Genomic DNA, 23027 nt, shown 5'->3' with positions numbered 1-23027 from the left:
ACGTCCATGCAAGCGGATATTTTCTGCCGGGTCGTCGATAACTATGGCGACATCGGCGTGTGCTGGCGGCTGGCTCGCCGGCTGTCCCAGGGCTTTGGCTGGGATATCCGCTTGTGGGTGGACGACCTGGCCAGCTTCGCCCGCATCCAACCGGGTATAGCCGAACACGCCGCGCGGCAACGCTGCGCGGGCGTGGATGTCGTGCACTGGTCCGACACCCCCGACCCGACCCTGGGCGCGCGCGATGTCGTCATCGAGGCCTTCGCCTGCGATCCCCCGGACGCCTTTCTGCAAAGCATGCGCCAAGCGCATCCGGCCTGGATCAACCTGGAATATTTAAGCGCCGAAGCCTGGGTGGAAAGCTGCCACGGCCTGCCTTCGCAGCGGCCTGATGGGCTGGTGAAGCACTTTTTCTTTCCCGGATTCACCGCCGCCACGGGCGGCCTGCTGCGCGAACCGGGCTTGAGCGCGGAACGCGACGCGCTGCAAGCGTCGATGGATCTGCAAGATGATTTTCTGCGCGCCCTGGGCGTGGACGACGCCGTGCTCGCGCGCCGCCGCGACGGCGCGCGCACGGTCAGCGTGTTCTGCTATCCCACGGCGCCGGTGCAGGCGTTGGTCAGTGCCCTGGCGGCTGACTCACGGCCCAGCGTGTTACTGGCGCCCGTGGGCGTTGCGCCGGGCCTGGAAGCCGCCTGCGCGGCACCCGGCGCCCCGCTGCTTGCCCGCCTGCCCTTCGTCGCCCAGCCGGATTTCGACCGGGTGCTATGGTTGTCGGACCTGAATTTCGTGCGCGGTGAAGACTCGTTTATCCGTGCCGCCTGGGCGGCGCGTCCGCTGGTGTGGCAGATTTACCCGCAGGATCAGAACACGCACCTGGAAAAGCTAGAAGCCTGGCTGGCACGCTATCCGGCCCCGGAATCCGCGCAGTCGCTGATCCGGGCCTGGAACGCGCCGCAAGGCGAACAAACCGTCGCGGCGGCCGCTGCGGCGCTGGCGCCTGACGCCTGGCAGGCCTGGGCCACAGCCGCCCGCGACTGGGACGCCAAGCAGGCGGCGCTACCCGATCTGGCTGAAAATCTGGCCAGATTTTGCGCAGACTTGGCCAAGAAACGTTAGAATAGAGAGTTTTCTGAGCTGCCCTGAATTTTGTCGGGCCTCAACATGACGCCTCCCGGGGTGTGCAAAAAGCCGCAATGCAGTACGAAAGTAAGCGTACAGCGGCTTTTTGCAAGCACGGCGAGTGCACCCTACCCCCCGGAGTTTTATCGATGAAAACCGCTCAGGAATTGCGAGTCGGCAACGTGGTCATGGTCGGCAAGGATCCCCTCGTGGTCCAGAAAGCCGAATACAACAAGTCTGGCCGTAACGCTGCTGTTGTGAAGCTGAAGTTCAAGAACCTGCTGACCGCCTCGGCCAGCGAATCGGTCTACAAGGCCGACGAAAAGTTCGAAGTCGTTCAACTGGATCGCAAGGAGTGCACCTACTCCTACTTTGGCGACCCGATGTACGTCTTCATGGACGAAGAGTACAACCAGTACGAAATCGAAGCGGAAAGCATGGGCGACGCCCTGAACTACCTGGAAGAAGCGATGCCCGTGGAAGTGGTCTTCTACGACGGCCGCGCCATTTCGGTGGAACTGCCCACGACGATCGTTCGCGAAATCACCTACACCGAACCCGCCGTGCGTGGCGATACGTCGGGCAAGGTCACCAAGCCGGCCAAGATCAACACCGGCTACGAACTGAACGTGCCGCTGTTCTGCGCCATTGGCGACAAGATCGAAATCGACACCCGCACGAACGAATACCGCAGCCGCGTTCAGTAAGATCCGGCAGCAGGTACGAAAAAGCCAGGCCCCTGACAACAGGGCCTGGCTTTTTTCATGGGCGCGCTATCCGGAAACGGAAGCGCGCGCCAATTGCGTATTAGGTGCCTACTGCAAGCGTTCGTCGTCCAGGAAGTCAGGCACCGCCATGACTTCGATGCCGTCCTCGGCCAGGGCCTCGCGTTCTTCGGGCGTTGCGGTGCCACGGATGGGGCGTTCATCGGCGTCGCCGTCGTGGATGCGGCGGGCTTCTTCCGCAAAGCGCGGGCCAACGTTTTCAGTGTTGCGCAACAGCGCCCGCACCTGCTTCATGACCACGGCCTGCACGGCCGCCATTTTCTCGGCGTCGGACGCGCCGGCCGGCCCGGCGGGCGGCTGGGCCGGCGCATGCAGGTGGGACACGTTCAGGCGCGGCGCCGACAGCCGCTTGGTGATGCTGGCCGAGCCACAAACGGGGCACGTGACCAGACCACGCGCCTGTTGCGCGTCATAGTCGTCGTGCGAACCGAACCAGCCTTCAAAAATGTGGCTGTGCTCGCACTGAAGGTCGAAAACTTTTAGAGCCATGGTCGGTATATGGGGGCCAGCAGCCAGAATACAAGAATCCGCTCGCCGCGCGTGCTATCCCCTTGAAAGCGCAGGGACAAGGCGCCGCGCCCCAAGAAAAAACGGGCCCGCGGGCCCGTCTTGGCACGGCGTAATGAACAACACTTACTTGCCGCGCTTGGCGCCCGGGCCCGCGTTGATCTGGGCTTGCTGGGCTTGCAGCGAATCAATCTGGCGCTGCAAATCACGCAGTTGCTCGCGCACATCCTTTTGCTGGTCGGCCAACGCCGTGGCTTCCTGACGCGACTGTTCCTGGCGCGCCGCCACTTGCTGTTCCTGCTGCATGCGCAAGGTACGGTCGGCCTGCAGCGTGCTGAGCTGGGCGCTGCGGCTGGCCAGCAGCTTTTCGGCATGCGCGTATTCGGCTTGCAGCTTGATGCGTTTGATGTCGACTTCAGCCAATTCCGCCGACTGCGCGGCAAACGCGCGGTAGGTGGATTCGGCCTGCTTTTCAGACACCGTTTTCAGCACACGCCAAAAATCCTTCTGCTGGAACAAGGCCACGTAATAGGTCAGGTCTTCGGGCTTGAACAGCAGGCTGGCGCCATACGTCCCGTTATAGGCGGTGCGCAGTTCCGACACCTGGCGGCTTTGGATCAGGTCTTGCAGTTCGGCCACCGTCGAGGCCGGCCGAGCGGGCGCGGCGGGTGCTGCCGGCGGGGTCACCGGCGTGGCAGCGGCCTGCGGGTCTTCGCCCTGTTTGACCGTTGGCCGCGGCGCTTCGGACTGCGCGCTGGCGCACGCCGCCAAGCCGGACATCACCGTGCCTAACAGCGCCATGCGTGTGGCGGCACGGATAAATTGGACGTTCATGCCTTCCCCAAAAAAATCGTTGCGGAACTATAGCAATTTATTTCGCTCACGGCTGATCCGCTTACATTAGCCGCGGGCGAACTGTCGCCCCCTACGGGCCTTCCCCAATTGCAGCAATCAAGATGCCTCGACGACCCCTTCCGCCGTCTCACCCTGGCCGCCACCCAGATGCAGTTTTCGCATCTTTTCCCATAGCACCTTGCGGCTGATGCCCAGCGTGTTGGCGGTGTCCTGACGGCGCCAGCCATTGACGTCCAGCGCGGCCAGGATGCGGGCACGCTCGGCCCGTTCGGCATCGGTGAATACCGGCGGTTCGCACATTGCGCTGGTGCCGCCCAGGGCGCCCGAGGCGCGCAGCGGTTCGGCGATCTGATCAAAGATGCGCTCGATGCGGGCCTGGTCCCACCCCTGGAATTGCCGGCGCATGATGGCCACGCGCTCGGCCACGTTGGACAGTTCGCGCACATTGCCCGCGTACTGCGTACGCGCCACGCGATCCAGCAGCCAGTCCGGCGGCTCGCCCTCGCCGCCCAGGCGTTCGAGCAGCGCGCGGAAAATCGCGATCTTTTCTTCGCCCCCACGTTGTTCCAGGTTGGGAATGCGCAGTTCGATCACCGCCAGGCGGTAATAGAGATCCGCGCGAAATTCGTCCTGGCCCACCAGCACGCGCAGGTCTTTATTGGTGGCCGCGACCAGGCGGAAGTCCACCGGAATCTCTACCGTCGAGCCCAGCCGCGTCACAGCGCTTTGCTCCAGCACGCGCAGCAGCTTGACCTGCTGATACAGCGGCAAGTCGCCGATTTCGTCCAGGAACAGCGTGCCGCCATTGGCCTGTTCAAAATAGCCCTTGTGCGCGCCGACCGCGCCGGTGAACGCGCCCTTGGCGTGGCCGAAGAAATGCGCTTCAAACAACCCTTCTGGAATGGCGCCGCAGTTGACGGCCACGAAGGGGCCGTCGGACCAGGCGGCGCGGTCATGCAGCAGGCGCGCAATGCGTTCCTTGCCCACGCCGGTTTCACCGTGGATCAGCGCGTTGCTGCGGCAATCGGCAAACATCTCGGCCTCGGCCAGCAGCGCCCGCATGGGCTCGGAAACCGCAATCAGGGGCTGTTCACGCTTGGGCGCGGATCGGTTGAACTGGTCCAGCGTGCCCAACAGTTCATACAGCAGCTTGCGCAAATCGGCCGTGGTGAAGGACAGCGGCAGCGTGTAGGAATATTCAGGCGGGTAATAGCGCGAATCGCGCCCCCGCGCCTCGGCCGCCACCCATATCACCGGCATGGCTTGGGCCGATAGCCAGTCGTAGCCGCTGAAGCGGTTGTCACCCATGACCGACACCGACACCAAGGCCACGGCGGGGCGCGTCGGGTCGCGTGGCGGCGGGAAAGCGGTGCCGGCGTCCGCGCGCACCAGCGTGACGTCCATGCCGGCCAGGCAGCGTTCCGCGCGGCCGGCAATGTCGGACGTGCCTTCCCAGACATACACATCGAACTCGTCGCGGGCAAATTTTTGGGTCATCGCAGACACCATGCCAACAAAGAAAGGGCGTAGTCCAAAAGCATCCTCATCAGTACACCAAGCGCGGTTGCCCGCAATCCACGGACAGCAGCGACACGTCGGTCTGACCCACGCTGACGCCCAGCGTGTCCAGCAGTTGCTGTAGCAAGGCGGACAGGGGCGACAGCACGGGCTGCAACAGGTTCACCACGATGGACAGCACCCCGCCCACCTGCGAGCCCCCGTCCAAGGCCAGCGCCGCAACCGAATTGATGCGGCACTGCCGGATGGCGCTGGGCGTGATCGCCAGCGTGCAGACCAGGTCATTGACGGGCGCCACCAGCAGCGACGTCAGAATATTGCCCACCAGTTGCAGGGTGCCGCCCAGCACGCCCGTCAAGCCGCCCGTGGACAACCGGTTGCCCAACTGGTTCAGCGCGGTCGCGGACCATTGCATGTCATTGAATACCTGCGTGATGGACTTGCCGGCATTGCTGCCGCCGCCGCCCACCAGATTGGTGGCAAGCGCCGTGCGCTCCGCAGCCGTCAACGGCGTGCCGGAATTGACCAGATCGCCCAGGATGCCGCCCACCACGGCGTCCGCCAGGTTCGAGGCCAAGCCGCCCAGGTCGATGGACGTGGCGTTCACGGTCTGGGTGGACGGCGCGCCCGGCGGTTCCGTCAGCGTGACCGACACCGGGGTCGTGGAATTGAAGACCGGCAGGGTCACCTTGGCGGTCAGGGGCAGAATGCCCAGCACGTTCAACACCTGATGGCGCTGGATGGCGCCAAACGAGCTGGGCTGGCAGCTATTGGTCAGCGACACGAAATTCGCGGCGTTCTGGTCGGTGCTGGACGTCATGCCGGGAAAGCGCCCCAGGCAGATGCTGGCCGCCGCCGCGGTCACCGCAATGGTGGCCTGGTGCTCGGTCAGCGGCGCCTGGCACAGGTTGGTCAGCGTGCCGGTGGATTGCGCCACATCGATGATGATGGGCAGGTCAACCCGCGTGCCCAAGGTGTTTGCCAGTAAGGGCCCCACCAGCGGGATGTTGCTGGTGTTCAGCCGCAGGTAGACGCGTATGCCCGCGCTGGTGGCCTGGGTGCCGATGCCGCCGATGGCCAGCGTGGGCGGTTCCACCACGCGCACCCGGGCGTCCACGCCCAGCAGCGGCACGCTCAAGCCCAGGTTGATCAGGTTCTCGCCGTTAGCCACAACCAGCGCGGTTTCCAACAGGTTCAGGGCGTTCACGTTCGCCGCCAGGGCGCCCGTGGCGTCTCCCCCCACCACCGACAGGTCCAGCACGCCGCCGTCGCCAAACAGCTTCACGGGCAGGTTCAGCGGCATCACCGCCAGCACCGTGTTGATGGCGTTGCTGATCAGGCCGATGTCGGCGGCCGCCGTGCCGCTTTGGTTGACGACCGTCAGCGTGGCTTGCAGCAACTGCCCAAGTGTCAGGTTATCGAGCGCCGCCAATTCCGCCGGCGTGCCCACGCCGGTGGCCACCGACAGCGGCAGGCCCAGCGCCTGCAACAGGCCGGATGGGGTGATGTTGACGCTGGCCAGGCCGGCCGCGTCCAGCACGTCCAACTGCGCGGGCGAGGCGCCCACGGTCGACAACAATTGCGACAGCAGCCCGCCGCGTTCCAGGCGCAGCAAGCGCGAACCCACGGTGAATGCCGCCACGGGCTGCGTATTGGTGGCCACGGCGCTGACCGACACGGTTGTGCTCAGCCCCAAGGTACCGAACAGGCTGGCCAGTTCCTTGCGGATGGTCAGGCGCACGGCGTTGAGCGTCTGCGCGCCCGTGGGGTCGAACACATGCATGCCGCTGGCGTCGGCGCGAGTGGAATCCCACAGCTTGCATTCCACCGTGATGTCGTCGGCCGCGAAGGTGTCAAAGATATTGGGCAGGTTCGCCAAGGCAGACGTCTTGCCGGCCGCGCTGGCCCGCGTGCAATCCGCCGGGGACCCCATGCCCAGCACCTGAACCGCCGACAGCGCGGCCAGATCCGCGGCCTTTTGCACTTCGCGCTTCATGTAATAGCCGTAGCCCAGTTGCGCCACGCCCAGCATCGCCACGCCCACCAGCACCGCGAACACGACGGCCACGGTCATGCTGCCGCGCTGGCGAGGCAAGGACACACAACGAAGAGGTCTGGCAGGCATGATCGGGCAATCCTGGATTGCAAGGCGGTGAGGGCGTGTCGGCGCCGGGGTTAATTCGTGTTCTTGGTCTCCACGCGCTTTTGCAGATACTCCGGAATCGGATGCGAAAAACTCTCGAGGTAGCGGTTCCAGGCAGCGGTCGACACCGGCCCCAGCACGGGCAACATGGCGCCCGCGCGGCGGCCGTCGGCCTGCGCGGCCAACAGGCCCCGCGTAACGTCGCCAAACGCTTCCTCGGCCGGCGCGGAGGCCGGGGCGGCGGTCGAGGTGGGCTGCACGACTTGTGTGGAAGCAGTGGCTGGCTGCGGCTGCGGCATCGGCGTCTGCACCTGCTGCACCACGGGCCGCGTGGGCAGTTGCGCCTGCGGCAAGGCCTGGGCCGGCGCGGCGGCGGGCGGGCTGCTGGTCATGCCACCGGTCAGCGGCGCGTTCGATTGCGCCTGGCTGGTCAACGGCGCCAAGGCCACCAGCGTGGTGACCAACGCAGCAGTCAGCACTTGGGAAGCGGAATAGCGGGAGTCAGACATGGATCTCTTCCTGAATACGGGTTAGCGCACGATGGGCCCATTGCCCAGGCCTTCCATCAACGGACTCATCACCGGCATGATCATGCCGCCGCCGCCCGACACACGGGTCGTCGACGCTTCGGCCGCCGCCACGGGCACCGGCGCCGACGGACGCTGCGCGCGGATGTCGGAGGCCATGCGCAGCACCTGGCTGCGCGCTTCCTCGGTAAGCTGGGCCTGGTCCATCAGCCGTTGCGCGCGCACGGGCTCGCCTTCCACCAGCAGCAGCACCGCCAGATTGGCCAGCACCTTGCCGTTATCCGGCGCCAGCTCGGCCGCTTGCCCCAAGGGCACGCGCGCGCCGGCCGGATCGCCGGCGCGCAACCGGGCATAACCCAGGTCGCCCAGAATGCGCGGATCCATCGGCGACAACTTCGCCGCGCGCGCCAAGTCGTCGGCCGCTTGGTCGAACTGCCCGCGCGAACCGGCGATCAAGCCCAGGCCGTGCCAACCGTCGGCTGCCTGATCGGTACCCAGCAGCGCGCGATACGCCTGTTCGCTCAGCGCCGTCTGCCCGGTCTGGCGCAAGGCTTCCGCCCGCAGCACCGACACCCGCGCATCGTTGCCGAACCGTTGCTGATAGGCGTCGATATACGCCAGCGACGCAAAATAGCGCTCTTGGCGCTGCGCTTCGGAAATCAGCGACAGCATCATCTCGGGCGCTTGGGGACGCCCCTTGGCATCGGCCTCTTCTTCCTTCTGCCGCGCCAGCGCCTGTTCCTGCTGTTGCTGCTGGATAAGCTGCCAGGCCGACTCCGCGCTATTGGTCTTGCATCCGGTCAACCCCGCGCCGGCGGCCACCGTCGCCGCCACCAAGGTCCACCGCAAGACGCGCGCCTTGCTCTTGATTTCGCCAGCCATTACATCCCCCCCATGCGCGACATGCCGCGCAATACCGCGATAAACCCCGCCCCGCCCGTCACGATCAACAGCGCGGGCAGCAAGGTCACGATCATGACCCCCGTCATCTTGACGGTGGTCTTGCCGACCTTTTCCTTCAGTTCCAATCTGCGCTTGTCGCGCAGGCGCTCACCAAACCGATTCAAGGGCTCTTGCACCGCGCCGCCGTGCTGATCCACCTGCGCAATCAAGCGGCAGATGGCCGACAGATCGTCGTTGTCAAAGCCCGAGGCCAGCCGCGCCAGCGATTGCTCGCGGCTGCGCCCGCGCACGTGCAATTCAGACGCCAGCCGCAGTTCATGCGACAGCACCGGCAGCACTTGCGCGAATTCCTTGATCAGCACCTGCATGCTTTGGTCGATGGACAGCCCCACCCCTTGCAGCAAGCGCAGCAGGTCGATCAGCAGCGGCAGTTCGTCGCCCGCCATCCGCTTGCGGCGCGACAGGCGCCGGCTGACCACCCACTTGGGCAGCATGTAGCCGATGGCGAAGCCGAAGAACGCGGCGATCAAGCCGCCCATCGGGGAATCGATCAACTGCTTCTGCTGGTTGAGCAGCACCGCCGCGATGGGCAGCACGATGGCCAGGCCGAAGCGCGCCGCCACGAAGCGCGAGCGCGCGGTGCCGGAATTTGCATAGCCCGCCATGTCGACCATCCTGCGGTCTTCGGCGGCCATCAGCGTGTCGGCCAGACGGCCTTCGCTCAGGCGTTTGCCAAAGGCGTCGGCGGCGCGGGTGGCCGATGAAAACCGCCCTTCGCCCGGGTTCGCGGCCATCGTCGCCGCCGTCGCGCCAGGGTTCTGGCGCGTTGCCAGCGCCTGGTCGATCACCTGGCGGCTGCGGTCCTGCCCGCGCAGGCGCCGCGCCATGCCAATGCCCAACACCAACAGCGCCACGGCCACCAGCATCAATGCCGCCGCCAGCACGGTCGAGGCATTCCAGGATTGCAGCATCTCCATCGTCGCCATCCCTTAAATTGACTTGGCCATGCGATACAGCCAATAGCAGCCGCCAATCTGCAACACCACGGCAGTCAGCAGCATCTTGAAGCCCAGCGGGTCTTCCCACAGCCCCATGAAGAGCTTGTTGTTCGCCACCATGATGAAGCCGGCAATACCCACCGGCAGCAAGGCCAGGATCCATGCCGACAAGCGCACCTCGGCGGAACTGGCCGTCAATTCGTTGCGGGCCTGGGCCACGTCACGCATGAAGGCGGCCATGCGTTCCAGCACCTGGTCGCTGCGGCCGCCGAAGCGCATCGCCAGCGACACCACGGCCGCCACCATGTACAACTCTTTCAAGCCATACATGCGCGACACCTGCACCAGCGCCGCATCCAGTTCCTTGGCCGAGCGGCTTAGGCTGGCCGCCGTTTCCACCACTTCCAGCAAGGGCTGGTCGGTTGAGGCCGCGGCCGTCTGGAACGCCGCGCCCATGCTGTTGCCGATGGTGATCAAGCGCACGATGTTGTCCAGGAAAGCAGGCAGTTGCGCAATCATCCGACGCCGGCGTTTGTCGGCGCGTAGCCAGAGCAGGAAGTACGTCAGCACGGCCAGCATGATGAAAGACACCACGCCGGACAGGGGGCCCAGGAACACCCAGGCCAGCACCGCGCCCGCGACGACAGGAATGGCGATCCGCAAATAGAACCCCACGCTTTGCCGCACGCCCGCCAGCAGCAGCAGGCGGTCCCAACCAGAGAAGCCGCTGCGCATTGCGCGCCCGCCTTCAGCGAACGGCGCGGCTTCGACCGCTTCGCGGCCCCGCTTGAGCTGGTTGTCCAGGAACGCGGAGCTGGCCGCGCGGCGCGCGCCGCTATTGGCATGACGCCACAGCAGCACCGCGCCGGAAGCCAGCACCAACGCCAGCGCGCCCAGGATCAGAGCGTCTTGCATCAGCGCCTCCGGCTCCAGAATCCGCCGCCGCCATCGTTGTCGCCGGGCGGCGGGTCATTGACACGCGCATCGTTGCGTAGTTTTGCCAGCTTGGGCGTGTGCGGATGAATGCCCAGCCAGTTCCAGCGGTCCTTCTCTTCGCCCTCGGGCGTCGTGAAGGTTTCGTGGCGGTAGAGTTCCTGCGTCGAGATGACGTTGTCGCCCATGCCGGTCACTTCGGTCACCGACAGCACGCGGCGCTTGCCGTTGGACAGGCGGCCGATCTGCACAATGAAGTCCAAGGCACTGGCGATCTGGCGGCGCAGGCTGTCTTCGCTGCCCTGAAAGCCCGCGAAGCCCGCCAGCATTTCAATGCGGTACAGGCATTCGCGTGGTGAGTTGGCGTGGATGGTGGCCATGGAGCCTTCGTGGCCGGTGTTCATGGCTTGCAGCATGTCCATGACTTCGGCGCCGCGCACTTCGCCCACCACCACGCGGTCGGGTCGCATCCGCAGGCTGTTGCGGATCAGTTCGCGGATGCTGACCGCGCCGCTGCCGTCAAAGCCACCCTGGCGCGATTCCAGCCGCACCACGTGCGGGTGGTTCAGCGACAGTTCGGCGGTGTCTTCCACCGTCACCACACGCTCGGTCTCTGGAATAAAAAACGCCAGCGCGTTCAACAGCGAGGTCTTGCCCGAGCTGGTGCCGCCCGACACCAGCACGTTGCAGCGGTGCTTCACGGCTTCGTGCAGCAGCCGGTAGATGTCTTCGTCAAAGGTGCCCAGCGTCAGCAGATCGGCGGGCTTGAGCGGGTCTTGGCGAAACTTGCGGATGGACACCATCGGGCCGTCGACGGCCAGCGGTTCAATCACCACATTCAAGCGGCCGCCGTCGGGCAGACGCGCGTCCACCATGGGGCTGGACTCGTCCAGCCGCCGGCCGATGGGCGCCAGGATGCGGCGCACGATGCGCAGCACATGCTGGTTGTCGGTAAAGCGCAGCGTCTCGCGCGCCAGCACCCCGCGCCGCGACACGAACACGTTGTCATAGCCGTTGATCAAGATATCTTCAACGGCCGGGTCGGCCAGCAGGTCTTCCAGTGGGCCAAGGCCCGCCAGTTCCTTGGTCAGCGCCTCGGCGATCTGGCGCATTTCGCCTTCGTTGATCGGCACGCGGCGCAAGCGCACGAAGCTGGCCACTTCGATGTCAACGAATTCCTGGATCGCCGAACGCGCCCAGCGGCCGAACTCGGCGCCCAGTTCCTCGATACGGGAAAGCAGGTGCTCGTACGCCGCCGTCTTGACTTCCTGAAAGCGGTTCGACGAGGCAAAGCCCTTGTCGCCGTCACCGCCGAATTCTATGGTCGCTGTCATGATCATGTCGGATTCCGCCGCCGCCCCGTGAATCTTGCCGTTAACCGACGATCATGCGACGGTGCACGCCAGGCAGCCACGTGGCCAGCCAGCTTGCCCGCCCGCCGGGAGTGTTCTCTTCCGCGCTGAGTTTTTCCGCCAGGGTCTGCACCGCGCGCACATACACGTCGCGCTCGGCTTCTTCGTGCAGCAGGTGGCCCTGGTTCGTGCAGACCATCAAGGCCAGCGTGCGGTCAGGCAAGGTACCCACCAGCTCCAGTTGAAAGCGGTCGGCGATCTGCTGCGCAGTCATGCCGTAGCGTTCGTCGTAGCGGTTAACGATCAGGCCCAGGCTGCGGCGGTCCACGTGCAGTTGCTCAAGCTCTTGCAGCAGGCCGGCCAGCGACACCAACGCCCCGACGCTTTGGTCGGTCACTATCCAGTTCTGTTGAGACGAGCGGGCCAGGCCCGCCACGAACTCCGGGTTCGTGAAGCCGCCCGCATCCGCTACAACCACGCCGAAGTGTTGGCGCATGCGCTCGAACACCAGCAGGGAGTCGGACTGCGAGACGTCGCGCATCTGGGCAAGATCGCGCGGCAATGCCAGCACGCTCAGGCCGTTGGCGGTGTGCGCCATCGCCGAGCCGAGCAAGGTGGAATCCAGCCGGCGCAGGTTGCGCGCGGCTTCAGCAAAATCGAAATCACTGCCGATATTCAGGTAAAGCTGGCAATCGCCCACGGGCCAGCCCAGGTCCATCAGGGCCACGCGGCTGGCCAGCGGCAGCATGGCGCCCGTTTGCTCGGCTGGTTTGGCGGGCTTGGCGCCGTTGGCCGTGGTGCGCGTGGCATGGATCTGTTTCAAGCGGTCTTGCACCATGCCGGCCAAGTGCACGGCCAGCGTGCTGGTGCCCACACCGGGGCGCGCACCCAGCAGCAACACGCTGCGCCGGGATCCGTCCATGCGGCCGCCGCCCGCCGGCAATTCCAAGAGACGCAGCACAACTTCTTTTACTTCCTCGGGGGCAACGGAGGGGTCGACAAAATCGCTGACGCCAGCGCGCAGCGCGGCAATGGCGCCTTCAGGCTGGCTCAGCAAACCCACCGCCACGCGCGGCACGGTCGGCGCTATGCGCGCCAACACTCGTGCCAGCTCCGCGGACTTGAACAGCTTGCCCGGTTCGTCTTCGCTTAGCGTGAAGTCCAGGAACACCACCTGCGGTGCAATCTCGGTCAAGCGCCGCGCCAGCTCTTCGATGCCCGGGGTTTCCTGGGTCAACATACCCATGTCCCCCAAGGCCTGTCCAAGCTGCGCGGCTACACCATCGCCTTTTGAGCAAAACAGAAACCGCCTTCCGTTTTGCAGGCCAACCCACTCGCTGGCATGTGTCTTCATATTACTCACCGTGAAAAGCCCGGCATTTGCTGCCCGCCCACCGGGCCCATCAGGTAATAGCCCCAGGCATTGAAAGTCGAATCCGATACTTCTTGCCGCCCGCCCGGCAGCGGCAGCGTCACGCCGCGCGCAATCGGACGCACCAGACGCGGCGTCACCACGATCACCAGTTCGGTGTCTTCTTGCGTGTAATCGACGCTGCGAAAGAACGCGCCGATGATCGGCAGGTCACCCAGCATCGGCACTTTGTTGACCATCGCCTTGGTCTGCCGCGACACCAGCCCGCTGATCACGAAGCTTTCGCCATCGCCCAATTCCACGGTGGTGTCCGCGCGGCGCGTGCGCAACGCCGGAATGAGCATGGGGCTGTCCGAACCAGAGTTGATGGAGATGGCGTTGCTGTAGTCCAGCTCGCTGGCCTCGGGCGCCACCTTCAAGGAAATGCGGTCACGTGACAGCACGGTGGGCGTCACGGTCAGGCCGATACCGAATGGCTTGAAGGTGACCGTGGTGGTGCCCAGGCCGCCGGCTTCCGGAATCGGCAATTCGCCACCCGCCAGGAAGCTGGCGCTTTGGCCGGTCAGCGCCACCAGCGTGGGCTCGGCCAGCACGCGCGCCATGCCGTTGCTTTGCAAGAGGCGCAGGCGCGCCGCGAAGTTGTTGGAGTCGTAGAACAACGAGAAGCCCGCGGCAAGGACGCCGCCCGGGGTGAAGCCGCCCACCGACGACGACTGGCTCGGGAGCGGCTGCGCGCTGGTGCTCGCCCACGGGCCATTACTGGCCGCGAAGTTGATGCCGGCCTGCTTCATCACCGACCGCGATACTTCCACGACCTTGACTTCCACCTGGACCACGCCGCCCGTGCCGGCGGTGGACACGTCGACCACGTTCTTATCGCCCACGGCCGCCGCCGCTGCCTTTGCGGCGGCAATCTGCGCCAGCGGGGTTTCGGAGTAGCCGGACACGATGGCGCGGTCGCCGGCGATGTCGACGTTGACGCCGCCGTCGATGCCACGGCTGGCCAGCGCGGCTTGCACCGACGACGCCACGCGCACGTTCCAGATTTGCGGCGCGGCATTGTTGCCAGTCCATATCTGAAGCTGCGTGGTGCCCGCCTTCTTGCCGTAGATCAGCAGCGAGCCCGCGCGCTTGCCCGAGGCCGGCAGGATTTTCACGTCGGCGACCTCGGGGTCGCCGATGGCGATGCGGCGGGGCGTGGCGCCATCCAGCATGAGGGATTGCTGGCCCTTGACGGCCACCGCGATATCACGGACAGGAGCATTTGCCCCCGTCGCGGGCGCGGCGGTTTGCGCCAGGCTGACAACACCGTATGTCATCGCCGCTGCGGCCGACAGGACGCAGATCATAGTGGTGCGCTGATATCTCTTCATAGTGCCGGATCTAGTTATTTTGAAAGGTCCAGCCGCGGGCGGCACCAGGCCACGCGCGGCGATGGTCAATAGCGAACGCGCTCGGATTTATCTCCCCGCACGATTTCGATGGTTCTGCCGCCACCGCCACCGCCGCCCGTGGCCGCCACGCGGTTGGCGGGGGCCCGGGCCGCAGGCGTCGTGCCTTCCAGTTGCAGCAGGCTGTCGCCCGCGTACGCGCGGTTGGGGCCGGCCAGCAAGGCCTCGCGCTGCGCCGGCGTCAGGTCGGCGCGCGTGGGCAAGACCGTGCCGCGCTTGGCGAACAGCGTCTCGTCGGGCACCGCGTCGTCGCCCACCGGGCGCAAGGCCAATTGCAAGCGGCCGGCGCGGCTTGCCAGAATCAGCTCGTTGATATGTTCGACCGGCACCGCCAGCACCGCCGTGCGCGCCGGCTGGCTGGGGCCTTGCTGCAGCATCGATTTTTCTTCAGGGCCATCGACCGAGGCCTTGCCGTAGGCCAGCACGCGCAGTTGCGCTTGCAGCAGCCGGGCCTGGCCACCCGAGATTTCCTGGCTTTTTTCCACCATGAAGAACACGTCCACCAGGTCGCCCGGCGCGATGCGGTTGCCACCGCCCACCACCTCATCGACCGCGATGGCGACGGCGCGCTCGCCGGGCTTGAGCTGCCTGGCAAGGCCTTGCGCCAAGAGGCTGGGCACGATGGGGTCGCCCGCCGCGACGTCCACGCGCGTCACCGACCCTTCCAAGGGCGCCATGGTGTCGAAGCTGTTGGACAGCGCCACCTGCCATTGCGCCACCGTCAGCATTTTTTCGGCTTCGATCCGGGTGCCGGCGGGAATGGCTTCCTTGGCCACCACAACGGAATAGAACTTGACCGGCGGCGCGGCGGGCGCAGGCGTCGTGGCCACCGGGGCCGGGCTTGCCGGCGGCGCGCTGGGATGGGACGCCAGGCGCCAGGCCAGGAAGGCCAACACCAGGCCCGCCACCAACAAAACGCCCGCGATGATTTTGCTAAGACTGCTCATGGTGTCCCTTGCGATATCTGTACGATGGCTTTCGACGACAACCTGCTGGGAACCCAGTCCTTGTTCGTGCCGGGCAACAGGACGATGAACGACTGCAAGGTGGCCAGCAAAGGCCAGGACTGGGTGTTGTAGGTCATGGCGACAGTGGCGCAGTTGGCCACTTGGCCACCGGATCCGGTCCACGTGCATGGGGCGCTGGTGGTCGCGCAGGCAACGGCCGAACCCGTGGAAAAGACGCTCATGGCGGCGGCGCAGGCAGCGCCCTGCACATTCGGGCTGCCGGTGATCTGAGCGTGCACGGCGGCGCGCGCGCCTTCGCCGGCGGCGGCGGCCAGTTGTTGCTGCATCCAGAACAGCACGCCGTAGCCGACCACGGCGCAGATGAAGATCAGCAGCATGGTCAAGGTCAGCGACAGCTCAAGCGCGGCAATGCCGCGTTGGCGGATCAAGCGAGGGCAATGGTGCACAGGACGGCGGAAAGCGGTGGGCAAGGTCATGTCAGCCTCCCACGCCAACCGTGTTGCCCAGATGGACCGTGGCGCGCGCGCTCAACACGCTGGAAGCCGGCATCATGGCCAACTGCAACAGCGGGAACGACGGAATCAGGGGATTCGCGCCATAGGCATAAGACACCGTCACTTCAATCTGGTCGGGCGCCAAGGGTTGGCCGCTGCAGGTGCCCCCGGCGCTGCTGCTCAAGGCGCCCCCGCTGCCGCACACCGCCACCTTGATGGGCGCGGACGACATCGAGGACATCCACTGTGCGATGTCCAATGCCGTGTCACGCCCGGCGTTGGCGCGCGCTGCCAGCGAGGCCGTGCCGGCCTGCCATTGCAGAACCTTGCGCGCGCCGTCCTGCGCCGCCAAGGTCACCGAATTCTGTGCAAGAAACACCAGCCCGTAGGTCAGGATGCCGTAGAACACCAGGAAGAACACCACGAATACCAGGGCGAACTCAATGGCATAAGCACCACGCTGAGCGCGGCGATGCCCAGATACATTGCATAAGGAACCTGGCGCCAGCGTTGCGTCAGCGCCCAGTAGCGCGACGCGGCCACGACGGCCAGACTGTGCAGGCCCGCCAGCAGGCTCGACAGCAGCAGCACCAGCACCAGCGGCGCCAAGCCCAGCCACAGCCCAAGAATGGCGATGGCCTTGATATCGCCCGCGCTCATCAAGCGTCGGCCCCAAAGCGGCAGGAACAGAAAGGCGGCCAGAAAGCCCGCCAAGGTCATCAGCCAGCCCGTCCAACGCGGCGGAAACATCCATCCGGGCACGAACGCGGCGGCGGCCAGCCAAAGCAGTTGCGCCGCGAATCCCGCCACGATCAACGTGTTGGGTACGCGGCGATAGCGCAGATCGTTGTAGATCAGCGCCCCACCCCAGCATGCGAACAACAGCAGCCACAGCACTTCCCCTGGATACAAGGCAGGACCTTCTTATCAATCAGATTCAACGGCAGGCGTGCTCATCCAGACGAACATGCCCCGGTCAAGCAACTGATACAGACCGCGTACCGCGATGACTCGCCACATTGATTGAGCCGTCGCGGTACGCGTAGCACAGCAGGACGATTAACCGCCCGCGCCACCGGCCGTATCGAGCTTGCCGCCGAGCCCCGTGAACATGTCGCCGAGGGCATCAGTGAAAGTGCCCACGGCAGCGATCAGGGCCACTGCCACCAGACCTGCGATCAGCCCGTATTCCAGGGCGGTGATGCCGTCTTCGTCGTTCCAGAACTGCGCAAGTTTCGCTTTCATTTCGAGCTCCTAACACTCGCTTGATAATTGAGCCGATCCGCGATGCGGCGCCGACCCCCTATTCCCGGTATTTCTGCTTTGCGAATGCCCCGCATCCGTTCGCAGACCGGGCCCTGCTAACCCGGCCCCAGCGTGGAGCCGGGCGCCTTGCCTGGTTCAGCCACAGGCGCCGATTCAATGAAAGAGTCGATCCGCTGCGCCATGCGCGCGCGGAAGCGGTTTGATGCCCGCTGCAATTGCCAACGCATGATCAGCAACATGAGCGCGGACAGCACGAAAGCGATGTAGGGCAGCATGACCCCGCCAATTTGCAGGCTGGAACTGTCGCGCGGGGCGGTGCAGATAACGGTGCCGGCCGCCGCGCCGGTGTAATGCATGCCGCACACGGCCACCGCCATCAAAATGGCCGCGCCGCCGCGCTGAAACTCGTTCTGGGTATTGAAAGCCAGCCACAGCGCGGCCGAAGCGGCAATTACGGCGATAAGCACCGATAAAACGACAATGGGCAAATTCCACAGCAACACGGCGGGCATGCGCATTGCGCCCATGCCCAGATAATGCATGGCGGCAACCCCCAGCCCAGCGGCCAAGCCGCCCATGACGCAGCGGCCGAAAGTGAAGTTCGCGCGCCCGACATACCAGAAAGCCCAACCGGAAAAGCCCGCGGCGACGAAGAAGCTGAGTACGGTCAGGCCGACTTGATAACCCACGTCGAACGGCAGGTTTTGCGCTTGCATGCCAATGAAGTGCATGCTCCAGATACCCACGCCGCCCATCGCCACGGCGCCAATGATGATGTAACCGATGCGGATATCACCGTCTTGGGTTTCAGTGCGGATGCCGGCCGCCGCCAACAAGGCGACATACGAACCCAGCACCGCCGTCAGGAATGACAGAGCGACCAGACCGCCGTTGAAAGATAGCGGAACGATATCGCCGGGGTTCATGAACTGCCCCAGCAAACGCGCCGGAAACCAAAGTGCGGGATCGGTTGATCGCGCCAAGCATTATTGGGGTGATGCGTGCCCATTTTGTGGACTCCCGGTGGCTCATAACCGATGTGTTTTTGATACGTTTATATAGTCTTATCTATTAACATTTAATACACATCAGGGTTATTACCTATATTCGCGATAATGCGGCTACAGACTTGTAACCGATACAGCAAAATTCGCGCCAATTTGATTAAAAAACCATAGTTAACCCTTATATATCGTGAATATTTTCGTTCCTGAGAATTTCCATATGTTGTAATCCTGTCGTGCCCGGATGGTCACAAAGAAATAAATTGTTATTACTAATCGTCATTGGCCCCATACTACCCGCGGCGCACCAAGCGCGTTTACCAACGTTGTGTCCCTTTATATATTCAATATATCGGCAATACCGAATATTCATTGGGACGGCGTCGGCGGAAACCGAGACACCTAGGCAATGAGACGTACGTACCCGGCAAGTTCGCTTACCCTCGCCCTTATCTGCATCTTTGCCTTCGGCGCGCAGGCGCGGGCGGATGGCCCTCTACGGGGCAACCCCGTTGACGCCCTGCCCCAGCTTGAAAGGCCGCCAGGCGCCACGCAGCCGCCGCCCGTTGTGCAAACCGCCACGCCCGAACAGTTGGCGTTGCAGGCCAGGCTGGCGCAACGCATCGTGCCGCTGAACTTTGACGTAAGCGGCGTGCACGCCATTCCCTTCGACGAAGTTTCCGCGATACTCAGCCCGCTGTCGGGCAAGGAAATCAGCCTGGGCGACCTGGTCCAGCAAGTCGACAAGATCACGCAGCTGTACCGCGACAAGGGCTATCCGCTGTCTTTCGCGCTGGTGCAGAACCAGACGTTCGCCAATGGCCTGGTGGTGGTGACCGTGGTTGAGGGCTTCATTTCCAATGTCCGGATCGAAGGCGATATCGGCAACGCCCAGGGGCGTCTGGACACCTTGGCCGGCCCGCTCACAGAAGAGCGTCCGCTGAAACAAACCACGCTTGAGCGCCAATTGAATCTGATGCGGACCGTGCCCGGCGTGAAGTTCACACCCAGCCTGGATCTGCCCCGCCGCGCGGATGGCGCAACTGAATTGGTCTTGGCGGCCACGCGCCACCCGTTCAGTTTGTCGGGCGGCATCGCCGACCTGGGTACCGGGATGCAGCCCTTGGTCAATATGGGCACCAACAGCCTCACGCCGCTGGGCGAACAGGTCAAACTGACGGCGTCGGTGCCATTCAATACCGACGACGTCAAATACGTCATGGGTGAGATCAGCGTACCCATCGGGCCAGACGGTTTGGCGGTCAAGGTGGATGGATACCACTATGACGCCAAACCCCAGGACGACGCGATTGAATACCTGGGGTTTGAAAGGCGCGTCAAGAATGACCGCATCGGAATCGGCGTCAGCTATCCGATATTGCTGAACAACAGGCGTTCACTTACCGGCACGGTGGGTATGTACGCGGCCAATTCCAAAGACCGATATGAAGCGCGCAATTCGGATCGTTGGTTGCAACAAGACGCGCGCGTGCGTGCCGCTAATATCGAACTACGATATATACAGGTTTCTGAAAGCCAAACTTCGGACATTAGCGGCAGCGTATCCAAGGGGTTTGACGCGGCGGGCGCCAAGAAGGACATTTCCACCAATTATGGTTATTCAGCCACCCCCATTCTGGATCTGGATTTCGTCCGCTATAACCTGAATGCCAAACAAACGTTCGCCCTACCCGCCCAGTTTGGCCTGATCTTCTCTGGCGCGGCGCAGTATTCCAGCAATATATTGCCGTCTTCGGAACAGGTATCGTTCGGCAGTTGGCGCTATGCCATGGGATACCCCCAAGGCGAACAAAGCGGCGACAAAGGCGTGGGCGTGTCGGCCGAAGTCAACCGGCGCTTCGGCACTGGGTGGGAATACCTGTCCAGCGTCCAGCCATACGCGCTGATCGACTACTCCCGCACCTGGTACAACAACAAGGATTTGCAAGCCTTGAACCAGCGGCACCTGTCATCCGTGGCGCTGGGCCTGCGGTTCACGGACGACAAATACTATTTGTTCGACTTCAACGTGGCCAAGCCGATCGGCTCCGCCACCATCAACAACGACCGCGACGTGCGCTTCAACGCCAACTACTCGCTGTTCTACGACGCCTTCTGACTCGGTTGCCCGTCCTCCGCTCTGGTAATGCGCCTGTTTCGACAGGCGCTTTTTCATGGGCGCACCCACGTCACGGGCGTCGATTTATTTGGGAAGATTCCCCGCGCCGCGTTACGTAACGTTGCCCGTAACGTAACGTCGGATTACCGGCCATTCGTAACATTCGCAGGGTTTATGTGGTCGCAAACTTGCGATCATCGAACGCTAGTACAAACCCTGGTCCACAAACAACAACTCATTGATAAACAAGGTTTTTTTGGAAAAGAAAACATGACTTAGCAACACACCTCCTCGGGTTCTGAAAAATCTTGGCACGGTTTATGCATGTAGAGCCGTATCGGGCAGTTTCTTTGCCTAGACCATCCACCCGAGGAGCTCTTCATGGTTTCGAAGATTGAAGCAAGCCGCATTCAACGTATTTTGACCGCCACCGTGATGGCAACTGCCTTGGCTGGCGCATTGAGCGCTTGCGGCGGTGGTGGTGGCGGCGGCGGCGATAAATCAGCCGGCCTGCCAGGCACGAATATTCCGACCAACCCGGGCGGTGGCAACCCGGGCGGCGGCAATCCGGGCGGCAGCAACCCCGGCGGCACGGACCCGACCAACCCTGGCGGCACGGACCCCAATACCCCGGTCAATCCCGTTACGGCAGGTTTGCTGCAAACCACCCTGGGTAACACCGGCAACGCCGTCGACAACACCCTGCCCTTGAATCTGGGCGAGACCCTGGGCGGCGTCGGCAAGGCGCTGGATCCCACGGTAGCGCCCGTGGCCAATACCGTGGTCGGCCTGACGCAACAAATCGGCGCCACGACCGGCTTGGGCGCCCCCGTGGATGGCATCACCACGCAAGCGGGCGGCGTGGTCAGCGACCTGGGCACCACCCTGAAGGGCACCGGCCTGCCGGGTGGCTTGAGCAGCGGCGTAGGCGGCTTGGTGGATGGCCTGGGCAAGACCGTGTCCAGCGCGGGTGACCTGTTGAATGCAGATCCCGCCAACCCCATGCCCTTGACGACCGTCCTGGGCAACGCCACGAATGCCGTGGGCGCGCTGACCGCTGGCCTGTCGGGCCAGGGCGGCTTGCTGAACCCTGTTACCCAAGCGCTGGGTGGTGTGACGGGCGGCGTGTTGGACGGCCCCGGCAGCCCCGTGCTGCAACCCGCTTTGTCCAACACCGGCAAAGCCGCGGACAACCTCTTGCCCCTGGGCCTGCAGCCCGCACTGAGCGGCGTCGGCGCGGCGCTGGACGTGAACGTGGCGCCGGTTGCCGGCGTGGTGACCAACCTGACGCAGCAAGTAGGCGCCACGACAAATCTGGGCGCACCGGTGGCCGGGCTGCTCTCCAGCCTGGGCGGCACGGGCGCCGGGGCCGGCAGCACGCTGCCTGGCAACACGGCTGGCTTGAATGGGGTGCTGCAAGGCCTGGGCGGCGCGGTCGCCAGCGCCGGTGGCCTGCTCCACGCCACGCCAGGCAATACCAACCCGCTGGGCGCCACGCTGGCCAACGCGACCGGCGCGGTCGCCTCGTTGACCGGCGGCCTGGGCGGCGTCACGGGGGGCCTGACGGGTGGCGGCACGGGCGGCTTGCTCAGCCCCATCACCGGCATCCTGGGCGGCGGCGGCGGCGGCGGCGGCACGCCGGCCGCGGGCGGCGTGGCTGGCCTGCTGGCGCCGGTGACCGGCCTCTTGGGCGGTGTAACGGGTGCCGTCGGCGGTGCGACGGGCGGCACAGCGGGCGGCGCGGCCAATGGCGGCCTGCTGGGCGGTTTGCTGAGCGGCGTGACGGGCGGCGTGACTGGTGGCGCCGCGGGCGGTGCGGGTGGCGCCGGTGGCGCTGCGGGGGGTGGCCTGTTGGGCGGCGTGCTGGGTGGCGTGGCGGGCGGCGTATCGGTCGGCGCCACAACAGGAACAGGCGCCAGTGCGGGTGCCAGCGCGGGTGCCAGCGCCGGTGGCGCGGCCGGTGCGGGCACGGCTGCCAATGGCGGCTTGCTGGGTGGTTTGCTGGGTGGCGTCACAAGCGGCTTGACGGGCGGTACGACGGCAGGCGGCACCAACAACGGCGGCTTGCTGGGCGGTCTGCTCGGCGGCTTGTCGGCACAGAAGTAATCGATCTATCCGCTACGGAGCGACATCATGCTGCAACAAGAAACGATGGTTCACCACGAGCATGTGACCCTGATGCCTGAATCCCGCACGAGTGACTTGCGACCGGGAACGCTTGACGATATCGCCCTGATGCTGGGTCGACAGTTCTCGGTGTACAACACCGCGTGCCAGTCGGCCCTGGCGGAAAAGCTGGGTATCCCCCTGGCTGACTTGAAAGCGCTGGAACTGGTGATGGAGTTCGACGCCTTGCCGACCGGGCAGCTTGCCCAACTGATGGGCATCAGCTCGGGCGGCGCCACCGCCTTGATCAATCGGCTGGAGGCGGCGGGCTATGTGCAGCGTGGCCGCCACCCGCTGGATCGCCGGATGATCGTGATCCGGCCGGTTGAGGAACAGTGCCAGCAGTTGGCGCAGGAACGCCAATGGGTCGCGGATGCGGTGATGTTGATGGCGCGACGCTACGACACGGTCGAGCTGGAAACCGTGCATGCCTTCCTGGCGCAATGCGTGCGCGCCTTAAGGCACGACACGCTGGTCTGGCTGGAAACGCCCAGTGCCCATCGCGACGATCTGTAAACCCGGCGGCGTATGCCGCGACGCCGAC

Annotated in this window: 22 protein-coding genes; 5 read left to right on the top strand and 17 right to left on the bottom strand. The window is 64.7% G+C overall.

What is annotated here, in order from left to right:
• Window positions 1-6 precede the first annotated feature (6 nt).
• Window positions 7-1119 carry an elongation factor P maturation arginine rhamnosyltransferase EarP gene (gene earP / locus ACE04A_RS12960; protein WP_485820185.1) on the top strand — a complete coding sequence of 371 codons (1113 nt, stop codon included), beginning with the start codon at window positions 7-9 and terminating at the stop codon, window positions 1117-1119.
• 152 nt (window positions 1120-1271) lie between these two features.
• Window positions 1272-1829 carry an elongation factor P gene (gene efp, locus ACE04A_RS12955; protein WP_046804079.1) on the top strand — a complete coding sequence of 186 codons (558 nt, stop codon included), beginning with the start codon at window positions 1272-1274 and terminating at the stop codon, window positions 1827-1829.
• 108 nt (window positions 1830-1937) lie between these two features.
• Here efp and ACE04A_RS12950 read toward each other — a convergent pair whose 3' ends face one another.
• From ACE04A_RS12950 to ACE04A_RS12870, 17 genes are all read right to left on the bottom strand, one after another.
• A complete protein-coding gene (locus tag ACE04A_RS12950) occupies window positions 1938-2396 on the bottom strand; it encodes a DUF1178 family protein (protein ID WP_485820184.1) in 459 nt (152 codons plus the stop codon).
• Window positions 2397-2540: 144 nt separating this feature from the next.
• Entirely contained in the window at window positions 2541-3248 is a 708-nt protein-coding gene (locus tag ACE04A_RS12945; protein ID WP_485820183.1) for a DUF2968 domain-containing protein, read from the bottom strand.
• 117 nt (window positions 3249-3365) lie between these two features.
• Complete coding sequence (locus ACE04A_RS12940; RefSeq protein WP_485820182.1) at window positions 3366-4766, bottom strand: sigma 54-interacting transcriptional regulator; 1401 nt, start codon at window positions 4764-4766, stop codon at window positions 3366-3368.
• 49 nt (window positions 4767-4815) lie between these two features.
• Complete coding sequence (locus tag ACE04A_RS12935) at window positions 4816-6912, bottom strand: TadG family pilus assembly protein (protein WP_485820181.1); 2097 nt, start codon at window positions 6910-6912, stop codon at window positions 4816-4818.
• Window positions 6913-6962: 50 nt separating this feature from the next.
• The gene (locus ACE04A_RS12930) at window positions 6963-7439 is read right to left on the bottom strand and encodes a DUF3613 domain-containing protein (protein ID WP_448717388.1); all 477 of its coding nucleotides are present in this window, start codon (window positions 7437-7439) and stop codon (window positions 6963-6965) included.
• 21 nt (window positions 7440-7460) lie between these two features.
• Window positions 7461-8339 (bottom strand): tetratricopeptide repeat protein, encoded by an 879-nt coding sequence (locus tag ACE04A_RS12925; protein WP_448717389.1) that lies wholly within the window; start codon window positions 8337-8339, stop codon window positions 7461-7463.
• Window positions 8339-9337 carry a type II secretion system F family protein gene (locus ACE04A_RS12920; RefSeq protein ID WP_485820180.1) on the bottom strand — a complete coding sequence of 333 codons (999 nt, stop codon included), beginning with the start codon at window positions 9335-9337 and terminating at the stop codon, window positions 8339-8341. The genes ACE04A_RS12925 and ACE04A_RS12920 overlap by 1 nt, the downstream gene beginning before the upstream one ends.
• Window positions 9338-9349: 12 nt before the next feature.
• Window positions 9350-10273 carry a type II secretion system F family protein gene (locus ACE04A_RS12915; RefSeq protein WP_259246017.1) on the bottom strand — a complete coding sequence of 308 codons (924 nt, stop codon included), beginning with the start codon at window positions 10271-10273 and terminating at the stop codon, window positions 9350-9352.
• Window positions 10273-11631: a TadA family conjugal transfer-associated ATPase gene (locus ACE04A_RS12910; RefSeq protein WP_259246016.1), complete on the bottom strand. Its 1359-nt coding sequence runs from the start codon at window positions 11629-11631 to the stop codon at window positions 10273-10275. Before ACE04A_RS12910 ends, ACE04A_RS12915 begins: the two co-directional genes overlap by 1 nt.
• 34 nt (window positions 11632-11665) lie before the next feature.
• Complete coding sequence (locus ACE04A_RS12905; RefSeq protein WP_448717393.1) at window positions 11666-13006, bottom strand: pilus assembly protein CpaE; 1341 nt, start codon at window positions 13004-13006, stop codon at window positions 11666-11668.
• Window positions 13003-14334: a type II and III secretion system protein family protein gene (locus tag ACE04A_RS12900; RefSeq protein WP_259246014.1), complete on the bottom strand. Its 1332-nt coding sequence runs from the start codon at window positions 14332-14334 to the stop codon at window positions 13003-13005. Before ACE04A_RS12900 ends, ACE04A_RS12905 begins: the two co-directional genes overlap by 4 nt.
• A 119-nt stretch (window positions 14335-14453) precedes the next feature.
• Window positions 14454-15413: a Flp pilus assembly protein CpaB gene (gene cpaB, locus ACE04A_RS12895; protein WP_448717394.1), complete on the bottom strand. Its 960-nt coding sequence runs from the start codon at window positions 15411-15413 to the stop codon at window positions 14454-14456.
• Window positions 15410-15910, bottom strand: a complete 501-nt coding sequence (locus ACE04A_RS12890) for a TadE/TadG family type IV pilus assembly protein (protein WP_279996094.1) — start codon at window positions 15908-15910, stop codon at window positions 15410-15412. Before ACE04A_RS12890 ends, cpaB begins: the two co-directional genes overlap by 4 nt.
• A gap of 1 nt (window position 15911) precedes the next feature.
• Window positions 15912-16349, bottom strand: coding sequence for a TadE family protein (locus ACE04A_RS12885; RefSeq protein ID WP_424917692.1), 438 nt, complete (start codon window positions 16347-16349; stop codon window positions 15912-15914).
• Entirely contained in the window at window positions 16319-16840 is a 522-nt protein-coding gene (locus tag ACE04A_RS12880) for a prepilin peptidase (protein ID WP_259246011.1), read from the bottom strand. Before ACE04A_RS12880 ends, ACE04A_RS12885 begins: the two co-directional genes overlap by 31 nt.
• Window positions 16841-16987: 147 nt before the next feature.
• Entirely contained in the window at window positions 16988-17173 is a 186-nt protein-coding gene (locus tag ACE04A_RS12875; RefSeq protein ID WP_100856567.1) for a Flp family type IVb pilin, read from the bottom strand.
• A gap of 116 nt (window positions 17174-17289) precedes the next feature.
• Window positions 17290-18120 (bottom strand): MHYT domain-containing protein, encoded by an 831-nt coding sequence (locus ACE04A_RS12870; protein WP_259246010.1) that lies wholly within the window; start codon window positions 18118-18120, stop codon window positions 17290-17292.
• A gap of 487 nt (window positions 18121-18607) precedes the next feature.
• Here ACE04A_RS12870 and ACE04A_RS12865 point away from each other — a divergent pair, with 487 nt between their 5' ends.
• The 3 genes from ACE04A_RS12865 (at window position 18608) to ACE04A_RS12855 (ending at window position 22999) form a co-directional block, all read left to right on the top strand.
• Window positions 18608-20317: a ShlB/FhaC/HecB family hemolysin secretion/activation protein gene (locus tag ACE04A_RS12865; protein ID WP_448717395.1), complete on the top strand. Its 1710-nt coding sequence runs from the start codon at window positions 18608-18610 to the stop codon at window positions 20315-20317.
• Between the two features lie 381 nt (window positions 20318-20698).
• Window positions 20699-22423, top strand: coding sequence for a collagen-like triple helix repeat-containing protein (locus ACE04A_RS12860; protein ID WP_485820179.1), 1725 nt, complete (start codon window positions 20699-20701; stop codon window positions 22421-22423).
• A gap of 27 nt (window positions 22424-22450) precedes the next feature.
• On the top strand, window positions 22451-22999 hold the full coding sequence (locus tag ACE04A_RS12855) for a MarR family winged helix-turn-helix transcriptional regulator (protein WP_279996097.1): 549 nt from the start codon (window positions 22451-22453) through the stop codon (window positions 22997-22999).
• The last annotated feature ends 28 nt before the right edge of the window (window positions 23000-23027 follow it).

Source organism: Achromobacter colocynthidis (genome assembly GCF_057334535.1).
Note: the sequence above shows the minus strand (reverse complement) of the source record. Positions and strands in the feature narration are given on the sequence as shown.

Coding starts and splice junctions, on each gene's coding strand:
- ACE04A_RS12910 (WP_259246016.1), bottom strand. CDS start 11,631: ATGATCATGACAGCGACCATAGAATTCGGCGGTGACGGCGACAAGGGC.
- ACE04A_RS12940 (WP_485820182.1), bottom strand. CDS start 4,766: ATGACCCAAAAATTTGCCCGCGACGAGTTCGATGTGTATGTCTGGGAA.
- ACE04A_RS12855 (WP_279996097.1), top strand. CDS start 22,451: ATGCTGCAACAAGAAACGATGGTTCACCACGAGCATGTGACCCTGATG.
- ACE04A_RS12925 (WP_448717389.1), bottom strand. CDS start 8,339: ATGGCTGGCGAAATCAAGAGCAAGGCGCGCGTCTTGCGGTGGACCTTG.
- earP (WP_485820185.1), top strand. CDS start 7: ATGCAAGCGGATATTTTCTGCCGGGTCGTCGATAACTATGGCGACATC.
- ACE04A_RS12950 (WP_485820184.1), bottom strand. CDS start 2,396: ATGGCTCTAAAAGTTTTCGACCTTCAGTGCGAGCACAGCCACATTTTT.
- ACE04A_RS12900 (WP_259246014.1), bottom strand. CDS start 14,334: ATGACATACGGTGTTGTCAGCCTGGCGCAAACCGCCGCGCCCGCGACG.
- cpaB (WP_448717394.1), bottom strand. CDS start 15,413: ATGAGCAGTCTTAGCAAAATCATCGCGGGCGTTTTGTTGGTGGCGGGC.
- ACE04A_RS12930 (WP_448717388.1), bottom strand. CDS start 7,439: ATGTCTGACTCCCGCTATTCCGCTTCCCAAGTGCTGACTGCTGCGTTG.
- ACE04A_RS12920 (WP_485820180.1), bottom strand. CDS start 9,337: ATGGAGATGCTGCAATCCTGGAATGCCTCGACCGTGCTGGCGGCGGCA.
- ACE04A_RS12890 (WP_279996094.1), bottom strand. CDS start 15,910: ATGACCTTGCCCACCGCTTTCCGCCGTCCTGTGCACCATTGCCCTCGC.
- ACE04A_RS12935 (WP_485820181.1), bottom strand. CDS start 6,912: ATGCCTGCCAGACCTCTTCGTTGTGTGTCCTTGCCTCGCCAGCGCGGC.
- ACE04A_RS12875 (WP_100856567.1), bottom strand. CDS start 17,173: ATGAAAGCGAAACTTGCGCAGTTCTGGAACGACGAAGACGGCATCACC.
- ACE04A_RS12945 (WP_485820183.1), bottom strand. CDS start 3,248: ATGAACGTCCAATTTATCCGTGCCGCCACACGCATGGCGCTGTTAGGC.
- ACE04A_RS12870 (WP_259246010.1), bottom strand. CDS start 18,120: ATGAACCCCGGCGATATCGTTCCGCTATCTTTCAACGGCGGTCTGGTC.
- ACE04A_RS12865 (WP_448717395.1), top strand. CDS start 18,608: ATGAGACGTACGTACCCGGCAAGTTCGCTTACCCTCGCCCTTATCTGC.
- ACE04A_RS12860 (WP_485820179.1), top strand. CDS start 20,699: ATGGTTTCGAAGATTGAAGCAAGCCGCATTCAACGTATTTTGACCGCC.
- efp (WP_046804079.1), top strand. CDS start 1,272: ATGAAAACCGCTCAGGAATTGCGAGTCGGCAACGTGGTCATGGTCGGC.
- ACE04A_RS12915 (WP_259246017.1), bottom strand. CDS start 10,273: ATGCAAGACGCTCTGATCCTGGGCGCGCTGGCGTTGGTGCTGGCTTCC.